The following is a 23,484-nucleotide window of genomic DNA, read 5'->3' as shown; positions in this document are numbered from 1 at the left end:
AGGCTGATAGGTTGATCTCAGGTGTGCCGGGAAGCCTGGTCGGCGTTGCGATGACGGCTGACCAGAACCGGAGAAGCGCCGAATGAGCATCCTGGCCTGGATCGCGGTGGCCGTGTTCGTCGCCGCGTACGTCCTGATCGCCACCGAGAAGATCAACCGGGTGACGGTGGCCCTGGGCGGCGCATCGATCATGTTGGCGATCGGGGCGACCGATGCCGAGCACGCGTTCTTCTCCGAAGAGGCGGGCATCGACTGGAACGTCATCTTCCTGCTGCTGGGGATGATGCTGATCGTCGGCGTGCTGAAACGCACCGGCCTGTTCGAGTACCTGGCGATCTGGAGCGCGAAGAAGGCCCGGGGCCGTCCGTTCCCGATCATGGTGATCCTGGTCGTGGTGACCGCCGTGGTGTCGGCGGCGCTGGACAACGTCACCACAGTGCTGCTGGTGGCCCCGGTGACGCTGCTGGTCTGCGAGCGGCTCGGCGTGCCGCCGATCCCGTTTCTGATCGCCGAGGTCATGGCGTCCAACATCGGCGGTGCCGCCACCCTGGTCGGCGACCCGCCGAACATCATCATCGCCAGCCGGTCGGGGCTGAGTTTCACCGACTTCCTGAACGTCATGGCCCCGCTGGTGCTGATCGTGCTCGTCGTGTTCATCGGCCTGTGCCGGATCATGTTCCGCACGGCGTTCCGCTACGACGCCGAGCGCGCGGCCCGGGTGATGGCGCTGCGGGAGGCGGACGCGATTCGCGACCGCCGCCTCGTGGTGATCAGCCTGGTGGTGCTCGGCACGGTGCTGCTCGCGTTCAGCCTGCACACGGTGCTGCACCTGGAGCCGTCGGTGGTGGCCATACTCGGTGGCCTGCTGTTGCTGGCGCTGTCGCGGCTGGACACGGAAGACGTGGTCAAGGACGTCGAGTGGCCGACGCTGGTGTTCTTCGCCGGCCTGTTCATCATGGTCGGAGCCCTGGTCGCCACCGGGGTGATCGACAGCATCGCCCGGTCGGCGACCGAGGCCGTCGGGGGCAAACTGTGGCCGGCCACCATGTTGATGCTGTGGGCGTCGGCGGGGCTGTCGGCGATCGTGGACAACATCCCGTACGTGGCGACGTTGAGCCCGATCGTGAGCGAGCTGGTGAACGCCGAAGGTGGGCTCGACAAGGCTCAGGTGCTGTGGTGGGCGCTCGCCATCGGGGCTGACTTCGGCGGCAACGCCACTGCCGTCGGCGCGTCGGCGAACGTGGTGGTGCTCGGCCTCGCCGAACGCGCCGGGCACAAGATCACGTTCTGGGGATTCACGAAGTACGGTCTGATCGTCACAGTGATCTCGGTGGCGATCGCGGTGCCGTACCTGTGGCTGCGATTCTTCTGACGCTCAGGTGCCGAGCATCCGGTCGAGCAGCCCGTCCAGGGTGATCGCGCCGGTCATCACCCGGTCGCGGTCGACGACCGCGACCAGCGGCACATTCGATCGGGCCATCACCGAGGCGACCTCGAGCAGGGTGGCGTCGGCGCCGACGGCCGGCAGGTCCGGGCGGTTGCGGGGCAGCAGGTCCGCGACGGTGCGGTCGCCGATTCCCTCCAGGATCACGTCGGCAGCGGCCTCGTCGATCACCCGGGCCAACGTCGGATCGTCCTGGCAGTAGGACGGCAGTGCCATTCGCAGCACCTGCGTGCCGGCCAGCACCGTCGACGGACGGCCCTTGGTGTCCACCACGATCAGACCGGGCAGGTCCTGCGCCGCCAGGATCCGCGCGGCCTCGCGGGCCGGCATGTCCTCGGTGACGGTCTCCATCGGGATGGCCACATCGCTCGCGCGCATGCACCGACGATACGCCCGGACGCCGCGTCGCCCGCGCTGATGCGCCCTGGCAGCCCGTGGGGCGGCGGGCCTATTGCTGGTAGACGTCGGGAACGTCGTCACGGTCACTGTCGACCTGCTCGGCCTCGTAGATCTGCCGGTACACGCGATTGCGGGCCCGCAGGATGATCGTGGCGAGCGCGGCGGCGATCACGGAGCCCGCCAGCACGGCGATCTTGACCCGGCCGTTGGCGTCGGTGCCGATGCCGAAGGCGAGTTCGCCGATCAGCAGCGAGACGGTGAACCCGATGCCGGCCAGCACGGCCAAGCCGGCCACGTCGATCCAGGCCAGCCCCGAGTCCAGTCGGGCCCGGGTGAACCGGGCGACGAGCCAGGTTGCCAGCAGGATGCCGATCGGCTTGCCGACGACCAGGCCGAGCATGATGCCCACGGCGATCGGGTCCATGAATGCCTGCGTCAGGCCGTCGAGCCCGCCGACGGCCACCCCGGCGGACATCAGCGCGAACACCGGTACCGCGACGCCTGCGGAGATCGGCCGGAACCGGTGCTCGAAGTGCTCGGCCAGGCCGGGCCCGGGGCCGGCCCCCGTGGAGCGCAGCACCGGCACGGCGAAGGCGAGCAGCACCCCGGCGACGGTGGCGTGCACGCCGGAGGCGTGCACCAGCGCCCAGGTGGCGAACGCCAGCGGCAGGAGCAGCCACCAGGAGCGCACCCGACGCTGCACCAGCAGAGCGAACAGGCCCAGCGGCACCACTGCGGCCAGCAGCGGCAGCAGAGACAGGTGGGCGGTGTAGAAGACCGCGATGATGACGATCGCCAGCAGGTCGTCCACCACCGCCAGGGTCAGCAGGAAGGTGCGCAGCGCGCTCGGCAGATGCCTGCCGATCACCGCCAGCACGGCGAGGGCGAACGCGATGTCGGTGGCGGTCGGAACCGCCCACCCCTTCACCGCGCCGCCCCAGTTCACCGCCGCGTACAGCAGGGCCGGCACGAGTACGCCGCCGACCGCGGCGGCGACCGGGACCGCGGCCCGGCGGGGATCACGCAGGTCGCCGGCGACGAACTCGCGCTTGAGTTCGAGACCGGCGACGAAGAAGAAGATCGCCAGCAGCCCGTCGGCAGCCCACATCGCCAGCGACAGGTCGAGGTGCAGCGTGTGCGGCCCGACGGTGAACGCCGTCATCGCCTCATAGCGGTGCGCCCAGGGTGAGTTCGCCCAGATCAGCGCCACGACGGCACCGATCAGCAGCAGCGCGCCGCCAATCGTCTCCTTGCGCAGCACGTCGGCGATGCGCCGGGCCTCAGCCCAGGAACCACGGCCGAGGACACGAGGGGGTGACTGGGGGTTCGACGGCACAGGCGGGCCAACTTTCGAGAGACGGGTCGGAACCATTTGCCGACCAGACTTCCCGGCGCACCGGGACCCATCCTACCGGGGCCTTTCGGCCACCGGCCCGTCGACCGCCGGCAGCCGTCGGCCGCTCGATCTCGTTTCAACCGACCGGGTCCGTGGGTACGCTCCCACCGGCTGATCATCCGATCGACGGAGACCCTCGTGATCATGGCTCTGCTGCTCGACCTCGCCAACATCGTTGGCGGTTTCCTGCTCGCCGTCCCTGTGCTGCGGCTGTTGCCACGCGTCGGTGACGACCTGGGTCGCCTCGCTGGTCGGGCGGCCCCGATCGCGTGGGTGGTCGGCCTCGTGGCGCTCGTGACCGGCGGCTACTACCTCATCGTCCACCTGGTGTCCGGCCCTCGGGTGTTCCACTTCGAGGTGGTGGGGATCGGTGTGGGGCTCGCCTTGTTGTGGGGCCGGCTGACCGGCCGGCCGGCGTCCCGCGAGGAGCGGTCGGACGGCGCGACAGGCGTCCGCCTGTTGCTCGCGATCTTCGGTCTCATCGCGATCGTCGTCGGCATTCAGGGGCTCTTCACGCCGGACGGCTGATCACGCCCGCACGCCCGGCCCGCCCGTGCGGCGTTCGCGCACGGGCGGGGTGTCACCCCGGCGGTCACCGTCGGTCCCCCCAACTCATCGATTCCAGGAGAGTCACATGTCGGCCCAGGCATTCCTCTACATCATCGCGGTCATCCTGATCGTGCTCGCCGCACTGCCGCTGCCCACTCGGGGTGTCTCGTTCGCGCTGCTGGGCGCCGCCTGCGCCCTGCTCGCCTACGCCTGGCCGGTGATCACCGGCTGATCCGTCGTCGGTGTGGTCGGTGGCCGGCAACCAGCGCCCGACAGCGTTGCCGGCACCCGGCCACTCCACGTCGCCGGGTTGGCCATGGACTCGGCGATGGACGCGACCGACGCCAACGGCGTCCCGGGGACGCGTGCGGTCAGGCGGTGGTGGACGCTCGGGATGCCCCGGCGCTCGCGGCGCAGGCGATGAGCAGCGCCGCGGCCGGCAGGAACGCGCCGCCGACGCCCAGCCCGAGCAGCAGCCCCCACCCGACGATGATCAGCGCGGCCGTCAGGTCGACGACCAGGCTCGGCCGGCCGATCCACTGTGCCAGGACCGGCAGCGACGCGGCGACGACAGGCACCCCGAGCAGATAGCCGGCCGCGCCCCCGGAGTCGTCGACGGTGAAGGGGGTCAGCACTGCGGCGACCAGCACGGTGATGGCCAGGGCCGACCAGCGCAGGACCCGTCGAGCGTCGTCCGGTCTGCCGACGACGACCACCACACCGACGAGCAGGACCGCCGCGATCGCACCGATGGTCGCCGCACCGATCATCATGTTCTCCTCGACCGCCGCAGGTGGTGTCTCATCGAAGACCGCGGATCGTCGTCGCTGCGTGCCACGATACGGCCCGTCGGGCGTGCCGCACGAGAGCGGGAGCCCAGCCTGCCGAAGGACTGTGTTCTCCGGTCACCCGGGCAGGCCGAAGTGGTGGGTGAGCGAGGCGCGCAGCGTGTCCGCATCCCCGGCGGACCAGGCGACGAAGCAGTCGGGGCGTACGAGCAGGGCGGTCGCGGTCGTGCCCCGCAACGCGCCGGTGACGACGTCGACCCGGTCGCGCCAGGGCGCGGCCACCTCGGCGTAGACACCCGTGGAATCCAGGAGCAATGGCCGGGCGGTGCGGGTCAGCTCGGCGAGGCGTACCGCGCCGTGGTCGCCGTGCACGACCACATCGGGGGCGCACCGGCCGGCCAACGGATCGGCGGGGTCGGCGGGGTAGTGGATGTCCGCGCCGGACATCAGCGCCGCGATGTGCCCGGTCACCTCCGGCTTGCGCAGCAGTTCGGCGAAGAGTTCCCGCAGGCCGGTGATCTCGTCTCCGGGGCCGATGAGCGCGGACTGCGCCTGGGTGGACATGACCACCCGTTCGGCGACGGGGCGGCGCTCGGTCTCGTACGTGTCGAGCAGGCCCTGCGGCGCCCAGCCGCGCACGGTGGCGGCGAGCTTCCAACCCAGGTTGACGGCATCCTGCAGGCCCAGGTTGAGCCCGGGGCCGCCGATCGCCGGGTGCACGTGTGCGGCGTCGCCCACCAGCAGCACCCGGTCGGCGCGGTAGCGGGCGGCGATGCGGGTGTTCTGGCCGGCCAGCCGCCGCAGCAGGCCGGGTCCGTCCGGTTCGCCGAGCGGAACGTCGGCGCCGAGCACCCGGGCGACGCTGGCGCGGAGCTCCGCCAGGCTCATCGGGGTCTCGTCGCTCGTCGGGACGTCGGGCCACTCCGTCGTGCTCAGGATCGCCGGGCGGCCGGGGAACGGGGCCCACGCGATCAGGCCACGCCCGGTGCGGGTGTGCTGGAACGGCGCGACGACGCCGTGACCGGGGACGCACAGGCCGCCGGTCTCGGGATCGAGGGATGAGGAGGGGACGGTCACCGTGGCGGTGCGCGAGACCGACCGGTCGTTCGTGACGCCGGGGAAGTCGATGCCGGCGAGGCGGCGCACCACGCTGCGGCCGCCGTCGGCACCGACGACGAAGCGGGCGGTGAGCTGCGTACCGTCGGCAAGGCAGACCTCTACCGCGTCGGGGCGTTGGCGAAGGTCGACCACCTCGTGGCCGCGGCGCAGGTCGACTCCGAGCTCGGTTGCCCGGGCGGCGAGGGTGGCCTCCAGCTGGGCTTGCGGCACGCCGAGCACGTAGTGCGGGTTCTCCGCGAGCATCGTGAGGTCCAGCGGGAACGCACCGAAGACGAAGGCTGGTTGGGGCGACGGCGGGGTGCTCTCGCCACTGAGCCGCGTGTAGAGGCCGCGCCGGTCGAGCAGGCGGACGACCTGGCCGACGACGCCGTTGGCGCGGGGCTCGCCGGTGGGTGTGACGTGGCGTTCCAGGACGACGGGATGGACGCCGGCCAGGGCCAGCTCGCAGGCGAGCATGAGGCCGTTGGGGCCGGCTCCGACGATGAGGACGTCGATCATGACAGTGATCCCTTCGGGGCGTGCGTCATCGCCCCGACGGGCGCGGCACGCGGCCGGCTCACCGTGGGGTGGGACGCTGCTTCTGGAGACGTGTAAGTGCGGCGGTGCCCCGAGCGAGGGTCGGGGTTCAGCGGGGTGGCGCGGGGAGGCCGGCGGCGACCTGGGTGAAGGCGTCGGTGATGAGGTGCTCGATCGGGGTGGGCGGGTCGGGGCTGTCGAGGTAGTGCTGCATGGCGACGGCGACGGCGGCGCTGGCGGCGGCCGCGACGAGCCGCGGATACATGTCGGTGGCGAGGTCGGTGCCGGTGCGCTCGGCGACCGCGGCCGCCAACTCGGCCTCGGCGATCGCGACGGCACGCAGTCGCTCGCCCTGCAGGGCGGGCTCGGCGAGCATGGTGCGGACGCCGGCCACCCACTGGGCGTGCGCGGGAGACGGCATGGCGTCGACCTCGGGGCCGCGGGTGAACTGCTCCAGCGAGGCCTGGGTGAGAGCTGCCCAGAGCGGCTCGTCGGCGGGGCGCTCGCGCAGCGCGGCGGCGGTGCGCAGGCTGCGGTCGAGGTGACGCGAGGCGATCGCCTCGGCCTTGCTGGAGAAGTAGTTGTTGAAGGTGCGCGGGGAGACGCCGGCCGCCTCGGCGATGTCCTCGACGCGGACGTTGTCGTAGCCGCGCTCCGCGGTGAGGTGGATCGCGGCCCAGCCGAGCGCCGCCCGCGTCTCGGCTTTCTTGCGCTCCCGCAGCCCCGTCATGTCGCCACCCTAACACTAGTTGCGTACCCCGCAAATATGCGTGTCACGCAAAACTGGTGATCGTTGGGTGTCCGGTTCGCGTGATCTGGGCGGCCTCACTCGACGGGGAGGCGGTAGCCGAGCCCTCGTACCGTCTGAATCAACTCGGGCCGACCCAGTTTGGCGCGCAGCGCCGCCACGTGGACCGCCAGGGTGTGCCGGCCCGACCAGGTGGTCTGCCACACGTCCAGCATGATGCGCTCGCGTGTGAGCGCGAGGCCCGGCCGGCGGGCGAGCGAGGCCAGGATGTCGAATTCCTTGCGGGTCAACGACACCGGCCGGGCGTCCACCTGGACCGTTCGGGCCGAGAGGTCGATCCGCAACCCTCCGACGTCGATGACGTCGGAGGGTTGCGGACCCCGCCGCGCCGTCCGCCGCAGCAACGCCTCGATGCGCGCCTGAAGCTCGTCCATCGCGAACGGCTTGACGACGTAGTCGTCGGCGCCCATCCGCAGGCCGACGATGCCGCCGCGCTCCTCGCCCCGTTCGGTGACCACGATGATGCCCAGCTCGGCGCTGCGTTCCCGCAGTGCCCGGCACACGGCGAAACCGTCGCCGTCCGGCAGACCGAGATCCAGTACTACGAGGTCGCAGGGGGCTGCCACGAGCGCCGCGGCACCGTTCGACGCCTGTTCCACCTGATAACCCTGCCGACGCAGCGTCGAACCCATGACCGCGAAGATCCACCGGTCGTCCTCCACGAGCAAGATCCGCATCGCCCCGCCTGTCGTCGTCGCGGTGCCCACCCGCCGCGGGGGCGAGAGCGGGATCGCCGGCGGCCAGGGCGGCCGGCGACGTCGTCGATGCATCTCGTCAGTCCCGAACGACGGGGGGTCGTTCCGCTGCGAATAACAGCCGACAGCGCTGAGCCGGCGCTGATTTCTCGCTGAGGTGGCGATCGGACGGGCGGACGTCGAGGGCGCGAGCCATGGTTGCTCCGCACGGAATACTGTTCGGTGCCGGACTCGCAGTCGAGGCGTCGCGATCGAACTTGAGAGAGTCTTGATCGGCGGCCCGGCTAGCCGAGCGGTGCCGCCTCGGCGGCGCCGATCTCCCGGAACAGCTCGTGTGCCGCCCGCCACCGGGTCTGAGCCGCCGACGGACGGCCCAGCGCCGCGTAGGCGCTGCCGACGGTCATCAACGTGCGGGCGTACGCGAGACGTTGACCTGCCCGGCGTTGGACGCGCAGCGCCTGGCGGCCCTCGACGAGGCACCCCTCGGGATCGCCGAGGCCCAGTCTCGCGGCGGCGAGGCGACTGCGCGCCTGACCGGCCACCAGCCGGTACCCGCCGGCGCGGGCCGCCGCTATCGCACCTGTGGCGTGCTCGTGGGCGCTGTCGAACTCCTTGGCGGCCGCGCTGAGATCGGAGAGCAGCATCAGCGCCTCGACCCGGGCGCGCTCGTTGCCGGTCCGATCCGCCAGGTCACGCACCAGATCGAGCCGGCTGCTCGCCTCCGCCAGTCGGTTCTGCCGCAGCAGTACCTCGGCGAGCGCGGCCTGGGTGACCACCTCCAGCCGGCCGTCCGGCAGTCCCTGGACGATGTCGAGGCCGAGGTGGAGCACCTCCTCGGCCTCCGCGTAGCGTCCCGCGTCACCGTGCACGCGGCCGAGCGTGGTGAGCGAAGCGGCCTCCTCGTGCCGGGCGCCGATCGACCGGCCGACGCGCACCGCCTCCTCCGCTGCCGTCCGTGCCTCGTCGAGCCGGCCGAGCTCGCGGGCCACCAGCGCGAGGTTCTCGCTGGCCACTGCGGCGCCCAGATGTTGGCCGGTGGCACGCAGCAACCTCATCGCCAGTTCGCCGTGCCGCGCGGCCGCGGCCAGTTCGCCCACCTCCTCGCAGGCGGCCGCCAGGTTTGCCAGCGTGCCGGCCTCGGCTCGGCGGTCGCCGATCTCCCGATCGATGACCAGGGCCTGCTCGAACCGGCTGATCGCGGCCCGGGGCCGGCCCAGCTGGGCCAGTGCGATGCCGATGCTGCAGTGTGCCGCCGAGGCCCCGACCTGCCAATCGGCTCGGGCGGCGAGCGCCGCGACCGCCTCGTACTCGGCGCGGGCGGCGCGCAGATCGCCGGTACGCCAGTTCAGCAGTCCCAGGCTTTGTCGCATCACCGCCTCGCCGCGCAGGTCGCCGTCGCGGCGGGCCGCTTTGAGTCCGGTCCGGGCGATCGACCGCCACTGGCTCAGCGGCGTCCGCATGCGGAGGAAGTCGTACAGGACGTGGGCGAGTTGCCACGCCATCCGGTCTCGGCCGTCGGCGGCCGCGTGTTCCAGCGCCGCCACCAGGTTCGCCGTTTCCGCAACGAGCCATTCGCGGGCGTGTGCCTGATCGTCGAGCTCAGGGATCCGTACGCCGGTCGGCGGTGGATCCGGCGGCAGCCGTAGCCGCGACGGGCCGTTCAGCGCGGCACTGGCCCGGGCGACAGCATGCAGGTAGAAGTGCAGCAGCCGGTGCACGGCGGCGGCATTGTCGGCCGCGTCGCCATGTTCGGCGGCGAGCTGTGCTCCGTACTCGAGCAGCAGGTCGTGGCTGACGATCCGGGTTGCCCGGGTGATCCGGATCAGGTGCAGTCGGGCGAGGGTGTCGATGAGCGGTTCGAGGTCGTCGCAGGGCAGGCCGGTCAACGCCGCGGCTGCGGGCACAGCGAGGCCGGCCGGTGCCGGCACCAGCCCGAGCAGCCGGAACACCCGGCCCGCCGGGGGCGGGAGCGCCTGGTACGACAGCTCGAACGCGGCCCGGACGGCGGTGCTGTCGTCACCCTCGACCCGCAGCTGCGCGACCCGGCCCCGCGCGACCAGCTCGTCGAGGTGCCTGCGCACGCTCACGTGCGCCCGGTCGGCCAGGCGGGCGCCGGCGATGCGCAGGGCCAGCGGTAGGTGCCCGCAGATCTCGGCCAACTCCCGAGCAGCGGCCGGGTCGGCGTTGATCCGCTCGGCCCCCGCGGTGCCGACGAGCAGTTCCACCGCGTCGGCGGCCGGTAGGACGTCGAGAGTGAGCCGAGCGGCACCGTCCCGGGCGACCAGGCCGCTGAGCCTGTCCCGGCTGGTCACCACCACCAGGCAGTCCGGGCAGCCCGGAATGAGTGGCCGCACCTGGTCGGCGTCGGCAACGTTGTCCAGTACCAGCAGGACGCGCCGACCGGCGAGCGTCGAACGGTACAGCGCGACCTGCGCGTCCGGCTCGGCCGGTATCCGGTCGGCGGTGACGCCCAGCGCGTCCAGCAGCAGCGGCAGCGCCTCACCGGGGGTCCGGCGTGGACGAGGGTGGAACCCGCGCATGTCCACGAACAGATGTCCGTCCGGGAAGTGGTGGTGGACGTCGTGCGCCCACCGCACCGCCAGGCTGGTCTTCCCGGCCCCCGCTGGGCCGCAGACGACGGCGACCGGTGCCGTCCGCTCCTTGCGCACCTCGTCGAGGACGGCCAGTTCGCGTTGGCGGCCGACGAAGCCGGGTGTGGCCGCCGGCAGTTGCCGCGGCACAACGCCCGTCGGTTCCCGCACCAGTTGGACCGCGGGTTCCGCGGCGGGCTCGGTGCCGGCGAGCATTGCGCGATAGGCCCGCTGGAGCTCCTCGCCCGGCTCGATGCCGAGCCTCTCGACCAGGTTCTCGCGGACCCGACGGAACAGGGTCAGCGCGTCGACCCGACGGCCGCACCGGTGCAGTGCGATGAGCACTGCCAGCGCCAGACGCTCCCGGGCCGGATTGTCAGCGATGAGGTCGGACAGATCGTCGACGATGTCACCGTACCGGCCCAGTCGGAGGTCGAGGTCGGCTCGCAGCTCGACCGCCGCGAACCGTTCCTCGTTCAGCTGCGGGGCGACGAGTTCGTCCAGCCACGGGCCGGCGACGTCCGCCAACGCCGGCCCCCGCCATCGGCGCAGAGCGCGGTCGACCAGCTCACGAGCCCGCTGCGGCTCGCACGTGCGGGCGGACCGCAGGAGATCCCGAAAGTCGTGCAGATCCACCGCGGACCGGTCGACGGTCAGCCGATAGCCGGTCCCCACCCCCACGAGCTGGGCCGTGCGGGACGGCTGGTCGACCGAGTTGAGCAGGGCCCGTAGTCGGGAGACGCAGCCCTGCACCGCGTTCCGAGCCGATGCGGGCGGTGCCGTGCCCCACAGTGCCGTCACCAGGCGGTTGATGGGAACGATGTTTCCGCACTCCAACGCCAGCATGGCCAGCACGGTGCGTTGCTGCGCGGCCGACGGGCCCAGGAGTCGGCTGCCGCGCCACACGCCGACCGGACCCAGCAGCCGGATCTGCAGGCCGTCCTCCACTTGGTCCACGCCCGGTCCGATCCGTAGGAATCCACGTTGCCGGAAATGATCTCACCATCGACGCGCCCTCAACGGCCCATCGACGCCCGGTTTTGAATCAGCCATCCGTGTCGTGGGTAACCTCCCGCCGAGGCGTCTCAACGCTCTCCGGGACCTTGTGTCCACAACGGACGGACCGGCGCGGTGCGCCGCCACGGGTCGCGGCAGCTTCGGTCAAGATCTGTTCAAGAACACCGCCGAAGCCTGGACCCCTGAATTGGTCTCTTGAAACGGTGATGCACGTGGATCTGAGCAGCATCGATGTCCGGAGACGCATCGACGCTGCCGATCCTCCGGACGCCGTCGTCACCACCTCGAAGAGCACCGCCGTGTCAGAACCATCCGGAGCGCACTGGGGGAGCGCCGGGGGTCGATCAGCAGCACGGTCGAGGCGACCCCTGCGGGGTGGTCGACCGAGTAGCCCCCAGTCCCGCCGCGGCGTCGCTCCGGACCCGCGGGTTCGCGCTCGATTCGGGCGCCGACACCGGTAGATCGTCCTCATCGACCAGACCCGAGGAGTACGCATGAACCAGGAAAAGGGACTATCGCGGCGGCAGATCCTCCGCGTTGGTGCCGTGGTGGGATCGACAGTCGCTGTCGTGGCCGTCACGGGCGAGTCGGCATCGGCCGACCCGGGGACGGATGCGGCACAGGCCGGCTCGCGCGGTGAGCTGGCCCGCGTGTCAGCGGTGGCGGCCGGCGGCGCCGTGGTGGGTACGCCGAAGGTGGCGAACCGCACCGCGATCCGGGCCGCGGAGCGTGTCCCGTTCGCCGGCTTCCCGGACGGGATCACCCCACGACCGGGCGACCTGGTCACCGTGACCGACCTGTGGCCCGACCTCGCAGTGGCCGCCGTGCCGGTGGTGCACTGGGTGACCGGAGTGCCGAAGCGCGACGGCAGCGGCTATGCGGTCGCGGGCCAGCGGCTGGCCGCCTCGCCGTTGCTCGACAAGCGGACCGCACGGCGTGTGCGGGTCTGTGTCCTGGACACAGAACTGGCCGACGCCCAGGTCCTCGCGGTCGTCCCGGCCTGAGCTGGTGCCGATGATCGACGCAACGGTGCGGATCGTCGCGGCGGCTGTCCTGCTCTACACGGCGGGTCAGAAGCTCGCCGCGCCCATCGCCTTCCGTCGCACGCTCGTCGCGCTCAGGATGCCGCGTCCGCGCGTCCTGGCCCTGCTGGTCAGCGGCGTGGAGCTGGTCACCGCGGTCCTCCTGCTGACCGCACCGCGCTCCTGGGTGACCGCGGGCCTGGTGGTCGCGCTCGGCGCGTCGTTCGCAGGCGCGGCGTCGATCGCGCTGGCACGGGGCGCCTCGGTGCGCTGTGCCTGCTTCGGCGGCAGGTCCGAGGCGAAGCTCGGTTGGACGCAGCTCGCGCTGCTCCCGATCTGGCTCGCCGTCGCCTGGACGGCGCACCGCGACTCATCGGATCTGCTCGTCGGTCCGGACGCCGTCGCGGTGACGGCGCTGGTGCTGTGCCTGGCGACCGTCGTCCGTCAGCTGTTGCCTCTGGCCCTGCGGAGCTGGAGCTACCTCAAAGTGTTGGAGAGTCAATGGGCTTCCTCTGGGTCGTCGTCGCCGCATTGAGCGTGCTGATGGGGATCTGCGTGTTGGCGCTGATCGACCAATATCAAACCCTCGAACTGATCCGTACGTCCCTCAAGCTCGAAGACAACCCGTCGCCGATCCCGATCCCGATGGACGACTCGATCAGGCCCTCCCTGGTCGGGCTCCCGGCACGGCTCGATGCGCAGCCGCATCTCGCGCTGCTCTTCCTGTCCGTGTCCTGCACGACCTGCCGGTCGATCGCGGAGGGCCTGCGCCGCAAAGACCTGGAACTGGTGTGGATCGTCCTGCAGCAGGCGCATTCCGAGCAGGAGGGCCGCGCCTGGCTCGAAGGACTGAACATGCCGATCGACCGGGCGACCATCGATGTCGACGAGAACGTCGCACGGGCGATCGGCATCGACACCGTCCCGTCGGTGGTCCTCTACCGCTCGGGTGAGGCCTTCCTGGCCCAGACACTGCCCTCATTCCGGCAGCTGCAACCGCTGTTGAACCCCCGCACCGTCCCGTCCCGCCTGCCCGTCGCCAAGGAAGGAACCGTACGGCTATGACCGATCAGATGGAGTGTGTGACACCGACCGAGACGGCGGTGCTCACCGACCGCCGCCCCAGCCGCCGATTCGCGCTCATGGGCGCGGCCTCCGCGGTCGTCGCCGGCCTGGCCACCGTGCTGAAGGCCTCCCCGGCGGTGGCCGACTGCCTGGGGTCGCCCTGCTGCTCGCTGGCCAGCTGCACCCGGTGCCACTACGCGGTCGAACCCGATCGCTACACCTGCCCGTCAGGCTATTACCGCACATTCTGGACCTGCACCAGCGGCGGCCGCACGTACGGCTGCGGTGAGTGCAGCAAGAGCAAGACCTCGTGCTGGTCCGGTCCCTTCGCCTGCTCGATCTGGTACGTATGGTAGTTCTGTGGACGATCGCGCTCGCCGCGGTGGCGGGCTTCGCCCAGCTCTTCAGCCCTTGAGGCCAGTCCTTCATCGGAGTCATCCGCCCCTTCGTGCAAGGGGACTCGTCCCGTCTCGTCCGAAGCGGTCTGCGCTTCGTCGCCGTGCTGTCCGTCGCGCACATCGCCATGGCGGGCTTCGTCACCGCGTCGCTGTACCAGGTCGGCACACTGTTCGCCGGGCGGCTCGACGCCCAGCTCACAGCGGGGCTGTGCCTCGTGGCGGCACTGGTGGCGGCGTGCTTCGACGTACACGCGATTCGGACGGACTCGTACGCCCCCGGGCTTCGTCGACAGACGTCCAAGGAGCTGGGCCATCGGGAGAACATCCCGTGGTGGGTTCCGCCGATGATCTGGGGTCTGGACACCGGGCTCATGTGGAGCACGTTCCGGGTGTCGGCGACGACCTGGGTGGTGCTGGTGGCGGCGTTGCTCAACGTCGCTCCGCAGTGGAGCGGGCTGGTGTTCGGCGGCGCGTTCACCGGTCCACTGGTCGTGGCGATTCTCGCCGGTCGTGGAAGCGTGAGTGACCTGGGGCGTCCCGGGCCACGGCGGCTGGTGCAGTCCGCGGCGGTCGCCACGGCGTTGCTACCGGCCATGGTGGTGATCGTGACGTCCGCGATCTGAGGTTCGGTCGGGGCCCGACATGGGCCCCGGCCGAACCGGCGCGACCCCGTCCACACCCCGCGACCGCTCCGCGACTCCGGCTTTTGCCCGCGACCACGGGTACGGTTTCTGTGCTCGACAAGCACCGACACCGATGGCACGCCGTCGGGGCGGCAACGACCGGCCCGGTGGCGACGGAGCGTGGAAGGGAGCGCGGGTGGCGCAGCCGAGAGCACTCGTGGTTCGGGGCGGCTGGGAGGGGCACCAGCCGGTCAAGGCGACGGAGTTGTTCATCCCCTTCCTTGAACGGAGCGGCTATGCCGTACGGGTCGAGGAGTCGACGGAGATCTACGCCGATGCCGCCGAGATGGCCGCCACCGACCTGGTCGTGCAGTGCATGACGATGTCGCAGATCACCGCGGACGAGGTGGCGGGCCTGAGCGCGGCGGTCATCGCCGGTACGGGCTTCACTGGCTGGCACGGCGGGATCGTGGACGCGTTCCGCGCGTCGTCGGAGTACCTGCATCTGGTGGGCGGCCAGTTCGCGACCCACCCCGGTAAGGAGCCGTGCGAGCGTCACGGCGGCCCGGAGGACAACTTCCTGCCGCACACCGTGCGCATCACCGACCTCGGCCGGGAGCATCCGATCACCGCGGGAATCGAGGACTTCGACCTGGTCACCGAGCAGTACTGGGTGCTGCACGACGACCTGATCGACGTCCTGGCCGTCACCACCCACCCCACGCGGGCGTGGCATCCATGGCACCGGCCGGTCACCTCGCCGGCGATCTGGACCCGGCGCTGGGGTGCCGGGCGCGTCGTCGTGACGACACCGGGGCACAGCCTCGACGTGCTGGAGCACGCGGACGTTCGTACCGTCATCGAGAGGGGGATGGTGTGGGCGAGCCGCACCGCGTCGGCATCGTAGGTCTCGGGGTCATCTCCCGCGCGTACCTCGACACCCTCGCGAACCACCCGGCCGTGAGCATCGTCGCGCTGGCCGACCTCGACGCCTCCCGGTCGGCCGCGGCGGCGGCCGCGATCCCCGGCGCCGAGTCGATGGGCGTCGAGCGTCTGCTCGCTCGCCCGGACGTGCAGACGGTTCTCAACCTCACGATCCCCGCGGCGCACGCCGAGATCTCACTCGGCGCGATCGAGGCGGGCAGGAACGTGTACGTCGAGAAGCCTCTGGCCGTGACGATCCCGGACGGTCGCTCGATCATCGAACGTGCCTCCTCGGCGGGCGTCCACGTCGGGTGCGCGCCGGACACCGTCCTGGGCACCGGTACGCAGACGGCGCGGGCGGCGATCGACGGGGGGCTCATCGGACGCCCGCTGTCGGCGACGGCTGTGATGGTCACACCGGGGCACGAGCGCTGGCATCCCCACCCCGACTTCTACTACGCCCCGGGCGGGGGGCCGTTGCTGGACATGGGGCCGTACTACATCACGGCGCTGATCCACCTGCTCGGGCCGGTTCGCGCGGTCGTCGGAGCGGCCAGCCGCCTGCGCGCCGAGCGTGTCATCGGCTCGGGTCCCCGAAACGGCCAGCGCATTCCGGCGCAGGTGGACACTCACGTGACAGGTGTGCTTGAGCATGCCAACGGAGCGCTCTCCACCATCACCACGAGCTTCGACGGCGTCGCGACGACTGCCGCGCCGATCGAGGTGCACGGAGAGACCGGCACGCTCGCCGTACCCGATCCGAACACCTTCGACGGGGACGTTCGCGTCTTTCCGCTGGGCGGCACCGGGTGGCGCGTTCTCGAACCGCGGGCCGGTTACGTCGAGGGCTCCCGCGGCATCGGGCTGATCGATCTGGTCAGCGCCGACGGTCAACGGTCGCCCCGCGCCGGCGGCGACGTCGCTCTGCACGTCCTCGAAACGATGACCTCGCTGCTCGCCTCGGCGGCCGAGGGCCGGCGGATCGAGCTGACGACTGTGGTGCAGCGGCCGGCGCCGGTTCCGCTCACTCCGGTGCACGACTGGACGGAAAGCAACGCGTACGGACGCTGACGTGCGCCGTACGGTCCGGCTGACATCCCCGCGCGCGGCAGGCGCGGACGACCGCCACGGCTGGCGATCCGGCGGCCGGCCCTCGGCCGAATCACCCTGTGTGACCAGGATGGACAGACGGTTCCCAAGACCTTACAGTTCGCCAACTGGTTCAGCTTCATCACGGGGGATGCGATGGCGCCGGATAGATCAATGCTGCCCACATCACGTTCAGGTTCGCACCGTGCCGCGGCGGCACTGCTGAGCGGTGCCCTGGTCGTCTCGGTCCTGGTGGCCCCGCCCGATGCGGTGGCCAAACCGAAACCGCACCTGTCGGCCCAGCAGGAGGCGCTGGATTCCGACGGCGGGCCCGCCACCGGGCGGGCGTGGCCGGCAAAGGCGGCGCGCAACGCCCAGCTCGCCGCTCCGGTGTGGCCGAAACCCGGCCGGGCAACAGTCACGCTGCCCGAAGCAGGCGTGGGCCAGCGGCAGAGCGCCGCCCCCGCCGTGCGCGCCGGCGCCCTGCCCGTCACGGTGCGCCGGGCCGGCGGGCCGCGCGGAGAGCGGACCGGCGCGGTGGCGGTCGAGCTGCTCGACCGTTCCGCAGTGCCGCAGCAGTGGCGTGACGGCCTGCTGATGCGCGTCAGTGGCACCGCCGCGAAGACCGAGGGCGACGCGGCAGCCGGTTCCGGCGCCGCAGCGGTCTCGGTGGACTACCGCGAATTCCGCAACGCCATCGGCGGCAGCTGGTCGTCCCGGCTGCGCCTGTGGCAGGTGCCCGAATGCGCCCTGCAGGACCGGCCGGCGCCCGGCTGCGTCGCCACGCCGATGCCGTCGGTCAACAAGGACGGCCAGGTGAGCGCGGAGGTGCCCGTGCCGGTGGCGGCGCCCGGCGCCCGTTCCGCCGGCTCCACTCTCGTCGCGCTCGCGGCAGGTGCCGCCGGGTCTGAGGGCGACTACACCGCCACCTCGCTCACACCGTCAGCCACCTGGTCCGCAGGCGGTGCGACGGGCGACTTCAACTGGTCGTATCCGATGAAGATGCCCCCGGCGATCGCCGGCCCGGTGCCGACGTTCTCCCTCAGCTACTCGTCGGCAGCGATGGATGGCAAGTCCGGCGTCGACAACAACCAGCCGACCTGGGTCGGTGAGGGATTCGACCTGTGGGGCGGCTACATCGAGCGCAAGTACGTCGGCTGTGGCGAAGACATGACCAACAGCAACAGCAGCAAGAAGACCGGTGACCAGTGCTGGCGGTCGGACAACGCCACCCTGTCGTTGAACGGGCGCGGCTCCGAGCTGGTGTACGAGGCCGGCAAGGGCTGGCGTACCCGCAGCGAGGACGGTTCGAAGATCGAGAAGGTCACCGGCGGCAGCAACGGTGACGACAACGGGGAGTACTGGAAGGTCACCACGCCCGACGGTGTCCAGTACTTCTTCGGCCTGCACGGCCTGCCCGGCCAGTCGGCCAAGACCAACTCGACGTGGACCGTGCCGGTGGCCGGGAACCAGAGCGGCGAGCCGTGCCACAGCAGCTCCTTCACCGGCTCGTTCTGCAACCAGGCCTGGCGGTGGAACCTCGACTACGTGGTCGACCCCCGTGGCAACACGATGTCCTACTGGTACGGCACCGAGACCAACTACTACGGGCGCAACGCCACCAACACCGACAAGGCGTCCTACATTCGGGCCGGCACGCTCACGCGCATCGACTACGGCACGTGGGACCGGGGCTCCGCCGACCGGTCCGTGACGCCGACCGCCCAGGTGCTCTTCACCACTGCCGACCGCTGCGACGCCGACTGCGGCACGCACGACGCGGCGCATTGGAAGGACGTGCCGTGGGACCAGGAGTGCACCGCCGCCGCGGCGAACTGCAAGGAGAACTACTCACCCACCTACTGGTCGACGAAGCGACTGTCGAAGATCACCACCCAGGTCTGGGACACCACCAAGACCACCCCGGCCTGGCAGGGCGTGGACTCCTGGACCCTCACGCACACCTATCCGGCAGTCGGTGACGGCAGCGACCACGCCGGCATGTGGCTGAGCGCGATCGCGCACACCGGCCTGGCCGGCACGGCGGTCAGCATGCCGCCCGTGACGTTCGAGCCGGTGGCTCTGCGCAACCGCGTGCTGACGTCGAACAACACCACCAACAACCGGATGCGCATCGGCAACATCGTCACCGAGACCGGTGCCAAGATCCAGGTCACCTACAGCCTTCCGGACTGCTCGTCGGGCAACCTCCCCGCGACGACCTACGACAACACGAAGCGGTGCTATCCCGTCATCGGCGCCGACCCGTACGACCCGGACGGCCCGGACATCACCGAGTGGTGGCACAAGTACGTGGTCACCCAGATCTCCGAGTCCGACCTGATGGTGATGGTGAACGGCACCGACCACGGGCAGCCGGTGAAGAACACCTTCTACACCTACGTGGGCACGCCGGCCTGGCACTACGCCGACGACGACGGCCTGGTCAAGCCGAAGCGCAAGACGTGGAGCCAGTTCCGGGGGTACGCGACTGTCGAGACCCGAACCGGCGACGCGCCGAACCAGACGCTGACCCGCACCACGTACCTGCGCGGCATGCACGGAGACCGCGCGACCATCTCGGGCGGCTCGCGGACCGTCCCGGTCGGCGCGTCGCTGGGCAGCGAGACGGTGTACGACGAGGACCAGTTCGCCGGCCTGGTCCGCGAGCAGGTGACCTACAACGGCGTCAGCACCAAGCCGGTCAGCAAGACCGTCAACGTGCCCTGGATGTCACCCGCACTGGCCTCCCGCACGATCAACGGGGACACGGTCACCGCCCGGTTCACCCGGACGATGACCACCTACTCGGCCACCGCGCTCGGGGTGGACGGGGCCAAGGGATGGCGCACCACCCGGTCGGAGTCCCGCTTCGACGACACCTACGGCACAACGACCTGGACCCAGGAGGACGGGGACACGGCGAAGACCGGCGACGAGAAGTGCACCACGTACAGCTACAACCGCAACACCGCCGCGAATCTCGTCGAGACCGTCAAGCAGACCACAGTCACGGCGCTGGCCTGCGGGGTGGCGCCGGCCGGGCCCGACGACGTCATCTCGGACGAGCGGAGCTACTACGACGGCGCGACGAGTGTCGGCACCGCCCCGACCAAGGGGCTGGTGACCAAGGTGGAGAGCCTGAAGGACTGGTCGAGCGCCAGCGGCACGGTCTGGCGGGTCAGCAGCGAGTCCGCCCATGACGCCTTCGGACGGCTGACCCGAAGCACCGACGATCGGGGCAACGTCACCACAAAGGCGTACCTACCGGCTTCCGGTGGACCGCTGCGGAAGCTGACCACGACCACCGCGGACCCCAACGGCGGCAGCGGCTGGGTCAGCACCATCGAGTCGGAGCCGTACCGGGGTTCGCCGGTGCGTACCACCGATCCCAACGGGCGGGTCACCGACATCGAGTACGACGCTCTCGGCCGTACCGCACAGGTCTGGAAGATCGGCTGGGCGAAGGCCGACCACCCGAACAGCCCTTCGGCGCGATACGACTACACCTTCGCCGCGGCGCGGAACGCCTACCCCTACACCACCAGCCGGACGTTGCACGCGGGCGGCGGGTACACCACGTCCTACCAGATCTTCGACGCGCTGCTACGGGCCCGACAGGTCCAGACGGCGGCCGTGGGCGGTGGTCGGGTCGTGACCGACACCCTGTACGACAAGGCCGGCCGGGCGGTCACCACCTACTCGGCCCACGCCGAACCGGGCACGCCGTCGGGCGCGCTCTGGTGGGAGCCGGAGTGGTCTGTTCCCGCGCTGACGAAGACCGTGTTCGACGGCGCCTCCCGGGCCACCGACCAGATCTTCTTCGGCACCGACGGGGTGACGAACCTGGTGGAGAAGTGGCGCACCACCACCGAGCACCTCGGTGACGCCACGACCGTCACTCCGCCCTCAGGAGGCGTACCGACCACGACCGTGGTGGACGCCCTGGGTCGTACCGTCGAACTTCGCCAGCTCGGGTCCAGCACGGTGACGACGCGCTACGCCTACGACCGCAAGGGAGAGCTGCGTACCGTCACCGATTCGCTGGGCAACGAGTGGCGGTACACGGTTGACATCCGGGGGCGCAAGACCGCCACCACCGATCCGGACAAGGGCACGAGCCTGAGCGAGTACAACGACTACGGCGACCTGGTGAAGAGCACCGACGCCCGTGGTGAGGTACTCGTCTACGAATACGACAAGCTCGGCCGCAAGATCGGCATGTACGACGACCTGATCTCGGCCGGCACGAAGCGGGCCGAGTGGAAGTACGACCGGCTGTACACCGGTCAGACATTGCGGGGCCAGCTGGGCCAGAGCATCCGCTACGAGCCCGCGGGTTCGGCGAACGCGTACACCTACCGGGTGAACGGCTACAACGACCGCTACCAGCCCACCGGTGCGCAGTACGTGGTTCCGGGCGTGGAAGGCACCGGCATCGCCGGAACGTACAACTACGGCTTCGGCTACTCGCCCTACACGGGCGACGCGACCTCGGTGACGCTGCCCGGCGCCAACGGGTTGACCACCGAGACGGTGACCACCCGGTACGACGCCACGACAGGTCTGCCCAGCGGACTGGACACCAACCTGATCAACGTGGGCGCCTACGTGATCGGCCAGCAGTACACCGCCTACGGCGAGCCGACGGTCACCACCCGGAAGATCAACGGCGGGGTCTACGTCGAGGACGCGGCGTACTACGACCTGACCACCCGCCGGCTCGAGCGGTACAAGGTGCAGCCCGAGACGGCAGCCGGAACGGTGCAGGACACGAGCTATGGCTACGACGCCGCCGGGAACATCCTCGCGGTCGCGGACGCGCCGCAGGTGGGTTCGGCGGACAGCCAGTGCTTCGGCTACGACTCGCTGCGCCGGTTGACCTCGGCGTGGTCGCCGAAGGCCGGGGTCGCCTGCGCGACGGCGCCTTCGACGGCGAACCTGGGCGGCCCGGCCCCGTACTGGCACGAGTGGAAGATCGACGACATCGGCAACCGTCGTACCGAGACCGTGCACACCGCAGGCGGTGACACGGTCCGCACCTACGGGGTGCCCGCCAGCGGCAAGGACCAGGTCCGCCCGCACGGATTGGATTCGGTGAGTACTGCCATCAACGCCGGCGCCGCGGTGACGACCCGGTACGGATACGACAGCACCGGCAACATGACCTGTCGCCCGACGGGTACCACCGCCAACACCTGCGACGCGGCCTACACCAACTCCCAGGCGTTGAGCTGGAACAGCGAGGGCAAGCTGGCCAGCGTGAGCACTGCTGGTCAGTCCGTCGAGTCGAACGTGTACGACGTCGACGGCAACCGGCTCGTCCGCCGGGACGCCACCGGCACCACCCTCTACCTGCCGGGCCAGGAGATCCGGCGGGCCAGCAACTCGACGACGTCCGCCGTCCGGTACTACACCTTCAGCGGCCGGACCGTGGCCAGCCGGGACGCCAACGGACTGACCTGGCTCTACTCCGATCACCAGGGCACTCAGCAGGTCAGCGTCGACGTGCTCAGCCAGCAGGTCTCCGTCCGGCGGCAGACCCCCTACGGCGATCCCCGTGGCAGCCAGCCACAGTGGCGCAACTCGAAGGGTTTCGTCGGCGGCGACAAGGACCCGACCGGCATGACCCACATCGGCGCCCGCGACTACGATCCCGGCCTCGGCCGCTTCGTGTCGGTGGACCCGGTCCAGGACCTCAAGGACCCGCAGCAGTTCCACGCCTACGCGTACGCGAACAACTCGCCGGTGACGGCCTCCGACCCGACGGGCACCATCCCGGAGGGCGTCTCGATGCAGGAGTACCAGCAGGACATCCTGCATGACGTCGAGAACCGCAAGCGGCTGGCTCGGGATCCCGTGCTCAACGGCTGGGGTGGACGTCGTCCACCGCGACTGACCAAGACGAAGGACTGGGAGAAGCAGTATCGCAAGGTCGTCGGGGCGACGATGTGGCGCAACCCGAGTGGTCCGGCGGCGTGGCTGCTGATGGCCGTCGAGTCGGCCCAGGAGGCGGACATCGACCCGCGGTGGCTGCTCGCGGTGCTGATGGCCGAGGTCGGCAACTCCGAGAAGTACGCGTCGATCGACCAGAACGTGCAGGCGGCCAGCGTGGTGGCCGACAAGTTGGGCATCTACGGCCCGTTGAAGGAGTTCGTCGGCAACGTGACGGGCTTCAAGAAGGGTGAGCAGGCGAACCCTCCGTCGATCGGTTGGGGCAACATCCAGCAGGAAGCGTTCGAGCAGACCAAGACGAATCACCCGGAGGCCCTGGGCGACCTCGACTGGTCCTCGCTGATCTGGCACAACGACCTCTCCATCAAGGTGACGGCGTACCGGCTGAAGGACACCACCGCCATGGCGGAGCGGACCGCCACCGCCGGAATGAAGGAGAAGTGGACGCCGCAACAGGTGGGTGCCGGGATCTACAACGTCGGCGAGCGCAACTACAACGACGCTGTGGGGCAGGGTGGTGATCTGGGCCCGCGGGCGACGGTCTACGCCACGAGCATCGGTCGCTACTATCAGACGGCCGATCGGCTGGTCTGTTACTCCGGAGTGTTCACGTGTTCCTGACGTCGGTGCCCCGCCGGGCTCTGCTCGCGGTGACGGCCACGCTGCTGGCCGTCACCACGGCGGGCTGCGGCGACGACGGCAACGAGACCCAGCGGTACGCCGACCGCGTGCGGGTGGAGGGATTCACGCTGGTCAAGACGGCGTACTCGAACGGCGAAGGTCGGTCCTACCTCGGGCCGGCCGGCGAGGGCGTGCCCGCGGTCACCGCGCCGGGGCTCACCCTGAGCCCCGGCGGCACGGACCTGTCGTACCTGTTCTACGACTACCTGGCCACCGGCCAGGGCACCGACTCGGACACCGGCACCTGTCGGGTGACGGTGTACGAGATCCGGGACCGAACCAAGGCCGTGGACTACCTCGATGACGACCTGAACAGCAGCCAACAGCAGTCGGTGCGTGCGGGCACGTCGAGGGTCGTGCAGATCGACGTGCTCTGCGACGCGCAGGCCGACAAGTGACCCGGTG

19 protein-coding genes are annotated in these 23,484 nt (G+C 70.6%); 12 read left to right on the top strand and 7 right to left on the bottom strand.

The annotated features are described in order from the left end of the window. Positions 1–82: 82 nt before the first annotated feature. Positions 83–1,372 (top strand): ArsB/NhaD family transporter, encoded by a 1,290-nt coding sequence (locus tag AB0B97_RS11675; RefSeq protein ID WP_357492870.1) that lies wholly within the window; start codon positions 83–85, stop codon positions 1,370–1,372. Between the two features lie 3 nt (positions 1,373–1,375). Here AB0B97_RS11675 and AB0B97_RS11670 read toward each other — a convergent pair whose 3' ends face one another. Both AB0B97_RS11670 and nhaA read right to left on the bottom strand, forming a co-directional pair. Further along, on the bottom strand, positions 1,376–1,822 hold the full coding sequence (locus AB0B97_RS11670; protein ID WP_234581093.1) for a CBS domain-containing protein: 447 nt from the start codon (positions 1,820–1,822) through the stop codon (positions 1,376–1,378). Positions 1,823–1,892: 70 nt separating this feature from the next. Continuing rightward, positions 1,893–3,215 (bottom strand): Na+/H+ antiporter NhaA, encoded by a 1,323-nt coding sequence (gene nhaA, locus AB0B97_RS11665; protein ID WP_357492867.1) that lies wholly within the window; start codon positions 3,213–3,215, stop codon positions 1,893–1,895. Positions 3,216–3,383: 168 nt separating this feature from the next. On the opposite strand from nhaA, the gene AB0B97_RS11660 reads away from it, so the two are divergent. After that, the gene (locus tag AB0B97_RS11660; RefSeq protein ID WP_234581096.1) at positions 3,384–3,767 is read left to right on the top strand and encodes a hypothetical protein; all 384 of its coding nucleotides are present in this window, start codon (positions 3,384–3,386) and stop codon (positions 3,765–3,767) included. A 106-nt stretch (positions 3,768–3,873) separates the two neighbouring features. Then, positions 3,874–4,020: a hypothetical protein gene (locus AB0B97_RS11655; protein WP_234581098.1), complete on the top strand. Its 147-nt coding sequence runs from the start codon at positions 3,874–3,876 to the stop codon at positions 4,018–4,020. Between the two features lie 139 nt (positions 4,021–4,159). Here AB0B97_RS11655 and AB0B97_RS11650 read toward each other — a convergent pair whose 3' ends face one another. The 5 genes from AB0B97_RS11650 to AB0B97_RS11630 form a co-directional block, all read right to left on the bottom strand. Beyond that, on the bottom strand, positions 4,160–4,558 hold the full coding sequence (locus AB0B97_RS11650) for a hypothetical protein (RefSeq protein ID WP_357492865.1): 399 nt from the start codon (positions 4,556–4,558) through the stop codon (positions 4,160–4,162). Between the two features lie 135 nt (positions 4,559–4,693). Next, a complete protein-coding gene (locus AB0B97_RS11645) occupies positions 4,694–6,193 on the bottom strand; it encodes an FAD-dependent monooxygenase (RefSeq protein ID WP_357492863.1) in 1,500 nt (499 codons plus the stop codon). Positions 6,194–6,320: 127 nt separating this feature from the next. Beyond that, positions 6,321–6,941 (bottom strand): TetR family transcriptional regulator, encoded by a 621-nt coding sequence (locus AB0B97_RS11640; RefSeq protein ID WP_234581106.1) that lies wholly within the window; start codon positions 6,939–6,941, stop codon positions 6,321–6,323. Between the two features lie 95 nt (positions 6,942–7,036). Then, positions 7,037–7,696, bottom strand: coding sequence for a response regulator transcription factor (locus tag AB0B97_RS11635; RefSeq protein ID WP_357492861.1), 660 nt, complete (start codon positions 7,694–7,696; stop codon positions 7,037–7,039). A gap of 302 nt (positions 7,697–7,998) precedes the next feature. Beyond that, positions 7,999–11,262, bottom strand: coding sequence for a BTAD domain-containing putative transcriptional regulator (locus AB0B97_RS11630; RefSeq protein WP_357492859.1), 3,264 nt, complete (start codon positions 11,260–11,262; stop codon positions 7,999–8,001). 554 nt (positions 11,263–11,816) lie between these two features. On the opposite strand from AB0B97_RS11630, the gene AB0B97_RS11625 reads away from it, so the two are divergent. The 9 genes from AB0B97_RS11625 to AB0B97_RS11585 all read left to right on the top strand — a co-directional run bounded on the left by AB0B97_RS11625 (position 11,817) and on the right by AB0B97_RS11585 (position 23,477). Then, positions 11,817–12,326, top strand: coding sequence for a hypothetical protein (locus AB0B97_RS11625; RefSeq protein ID WP_357492857.1), 510 nt, complete (start codon positions 11,817–11,819; stop codon positions 12,324–12,326). Between the two features lie 10 nt (positions 12,327–12,336). After that, positions 12,337–12,879, top strand: coding sequence for a MauE/DoxX family redox-associated membrane protein (locus tag AB0B97_RS11620; protein ID WP_357492855.1), 543 nt, complete (start codon positions 12,337–12,339; stop codon positions 12,877–12,879). Next, positions 12,846–13,409 carry a hypothetical protein gene (locus tag AB0B97_RS11615; protein WP_357492853.1) on the top strand — a complete coding sequence of 188 codons (564 nt, stop codon included), beginning with the start codon at positions 12,846–12,848 and terminating at the stop codon, positions 13,407–13,409. Before AB0B97_RS11620 ends, AB0B97_RS11615 begins: the two co-directional genes overlap by 34 nt. Next, positions 13,406–13,765, top strand: coding sequence for a hypothetical protein (locus tag AB0B97_RS11610; RefSeq protein ID WP_357492851.1), 360 nt, complete (start codon positions 13,406–13,408; stop codon positions 13,763–13,765). The genes AB0B97_RS11615 and AB0B97_RS11610 overlap by 4 nt, the downstream gene beginning before the upstream one ends. 92 nt (positions 13,766–13,857) lie before the next feature. Further along, entirely contained in the window at positions 13,858–14,430 is a 573-nt protein-coding gene (locus AB0B97_RS11605) for a hypothetical protein (RefSeq protein ID WP_357492849.1), read from the top strand. Between the two features lie 196 nt (positions 14,431–14,626). Then, positions 14,627–15,337, top strand: a complete 711-nt coding sequence (locus AB0B97_RS11600; RefSeq protein WP_357492847.1) for a ThuA domain-containing protein — start codon at positions 14,627–14,629, stop codon at positions 15,335–15,337. Then, positions 15,307–16,425, top strand: a complete 1,119-nt coding sequence (locus tag AB0B97_RS11595) for a Gfo/Idh/MocA family oxidoreductase (RefSeq protein WP_357492845.1) — start codon at positions 15,307–15,309, stop codon at positions 16,423–16,425. The genes AB0B97_RS11600 and AB0B97_RS11595 overlap by 31 nt, the downstream gene beginning before the upstream one ends. 192 nt (positions 16,426–16,617) lie before the next feature. Then, on the top strand, positions 16,618–23,019 hold the full coding sequence (locus AB0B97_RS11590; protein WP_357492843.1) for an RHS repeat-associated core domain-containing protein: 6,402 nt from the start codon (positions 16,618–16,620) through the stop codon (positions 23,017–23,019). Then, positions 23,010–23,477, top strand: coding sequence for a hypothetical protein (locus AB0B97_RS11585; RefSeq protein WP_357492841.1), 468 nt, complete (start codon positions 23,010–23,012; stop codon positions 23,475–23,477). Before AB0B97_RS11590 ends, AB0B97_RS11585 begins: the two co-directional genes overlap by 10 nt. Positions 23,478–23,484: the final 7 nt, after the last annotated feature.

The organism is Micromonospora sp. NPDC049004 (genome assembly GCF_040649315.1).
Classification (GTDB): domain Bacteria; phylum Actinomycetota; class Actinomycetes; order Mycobacteriales; family Micromonosporaceae; genus Micromonospora.
Note: the sequence above shows the minus strand (reverse complement) of the source record. Positions and strands in the feature narration are given on the sequence as shown.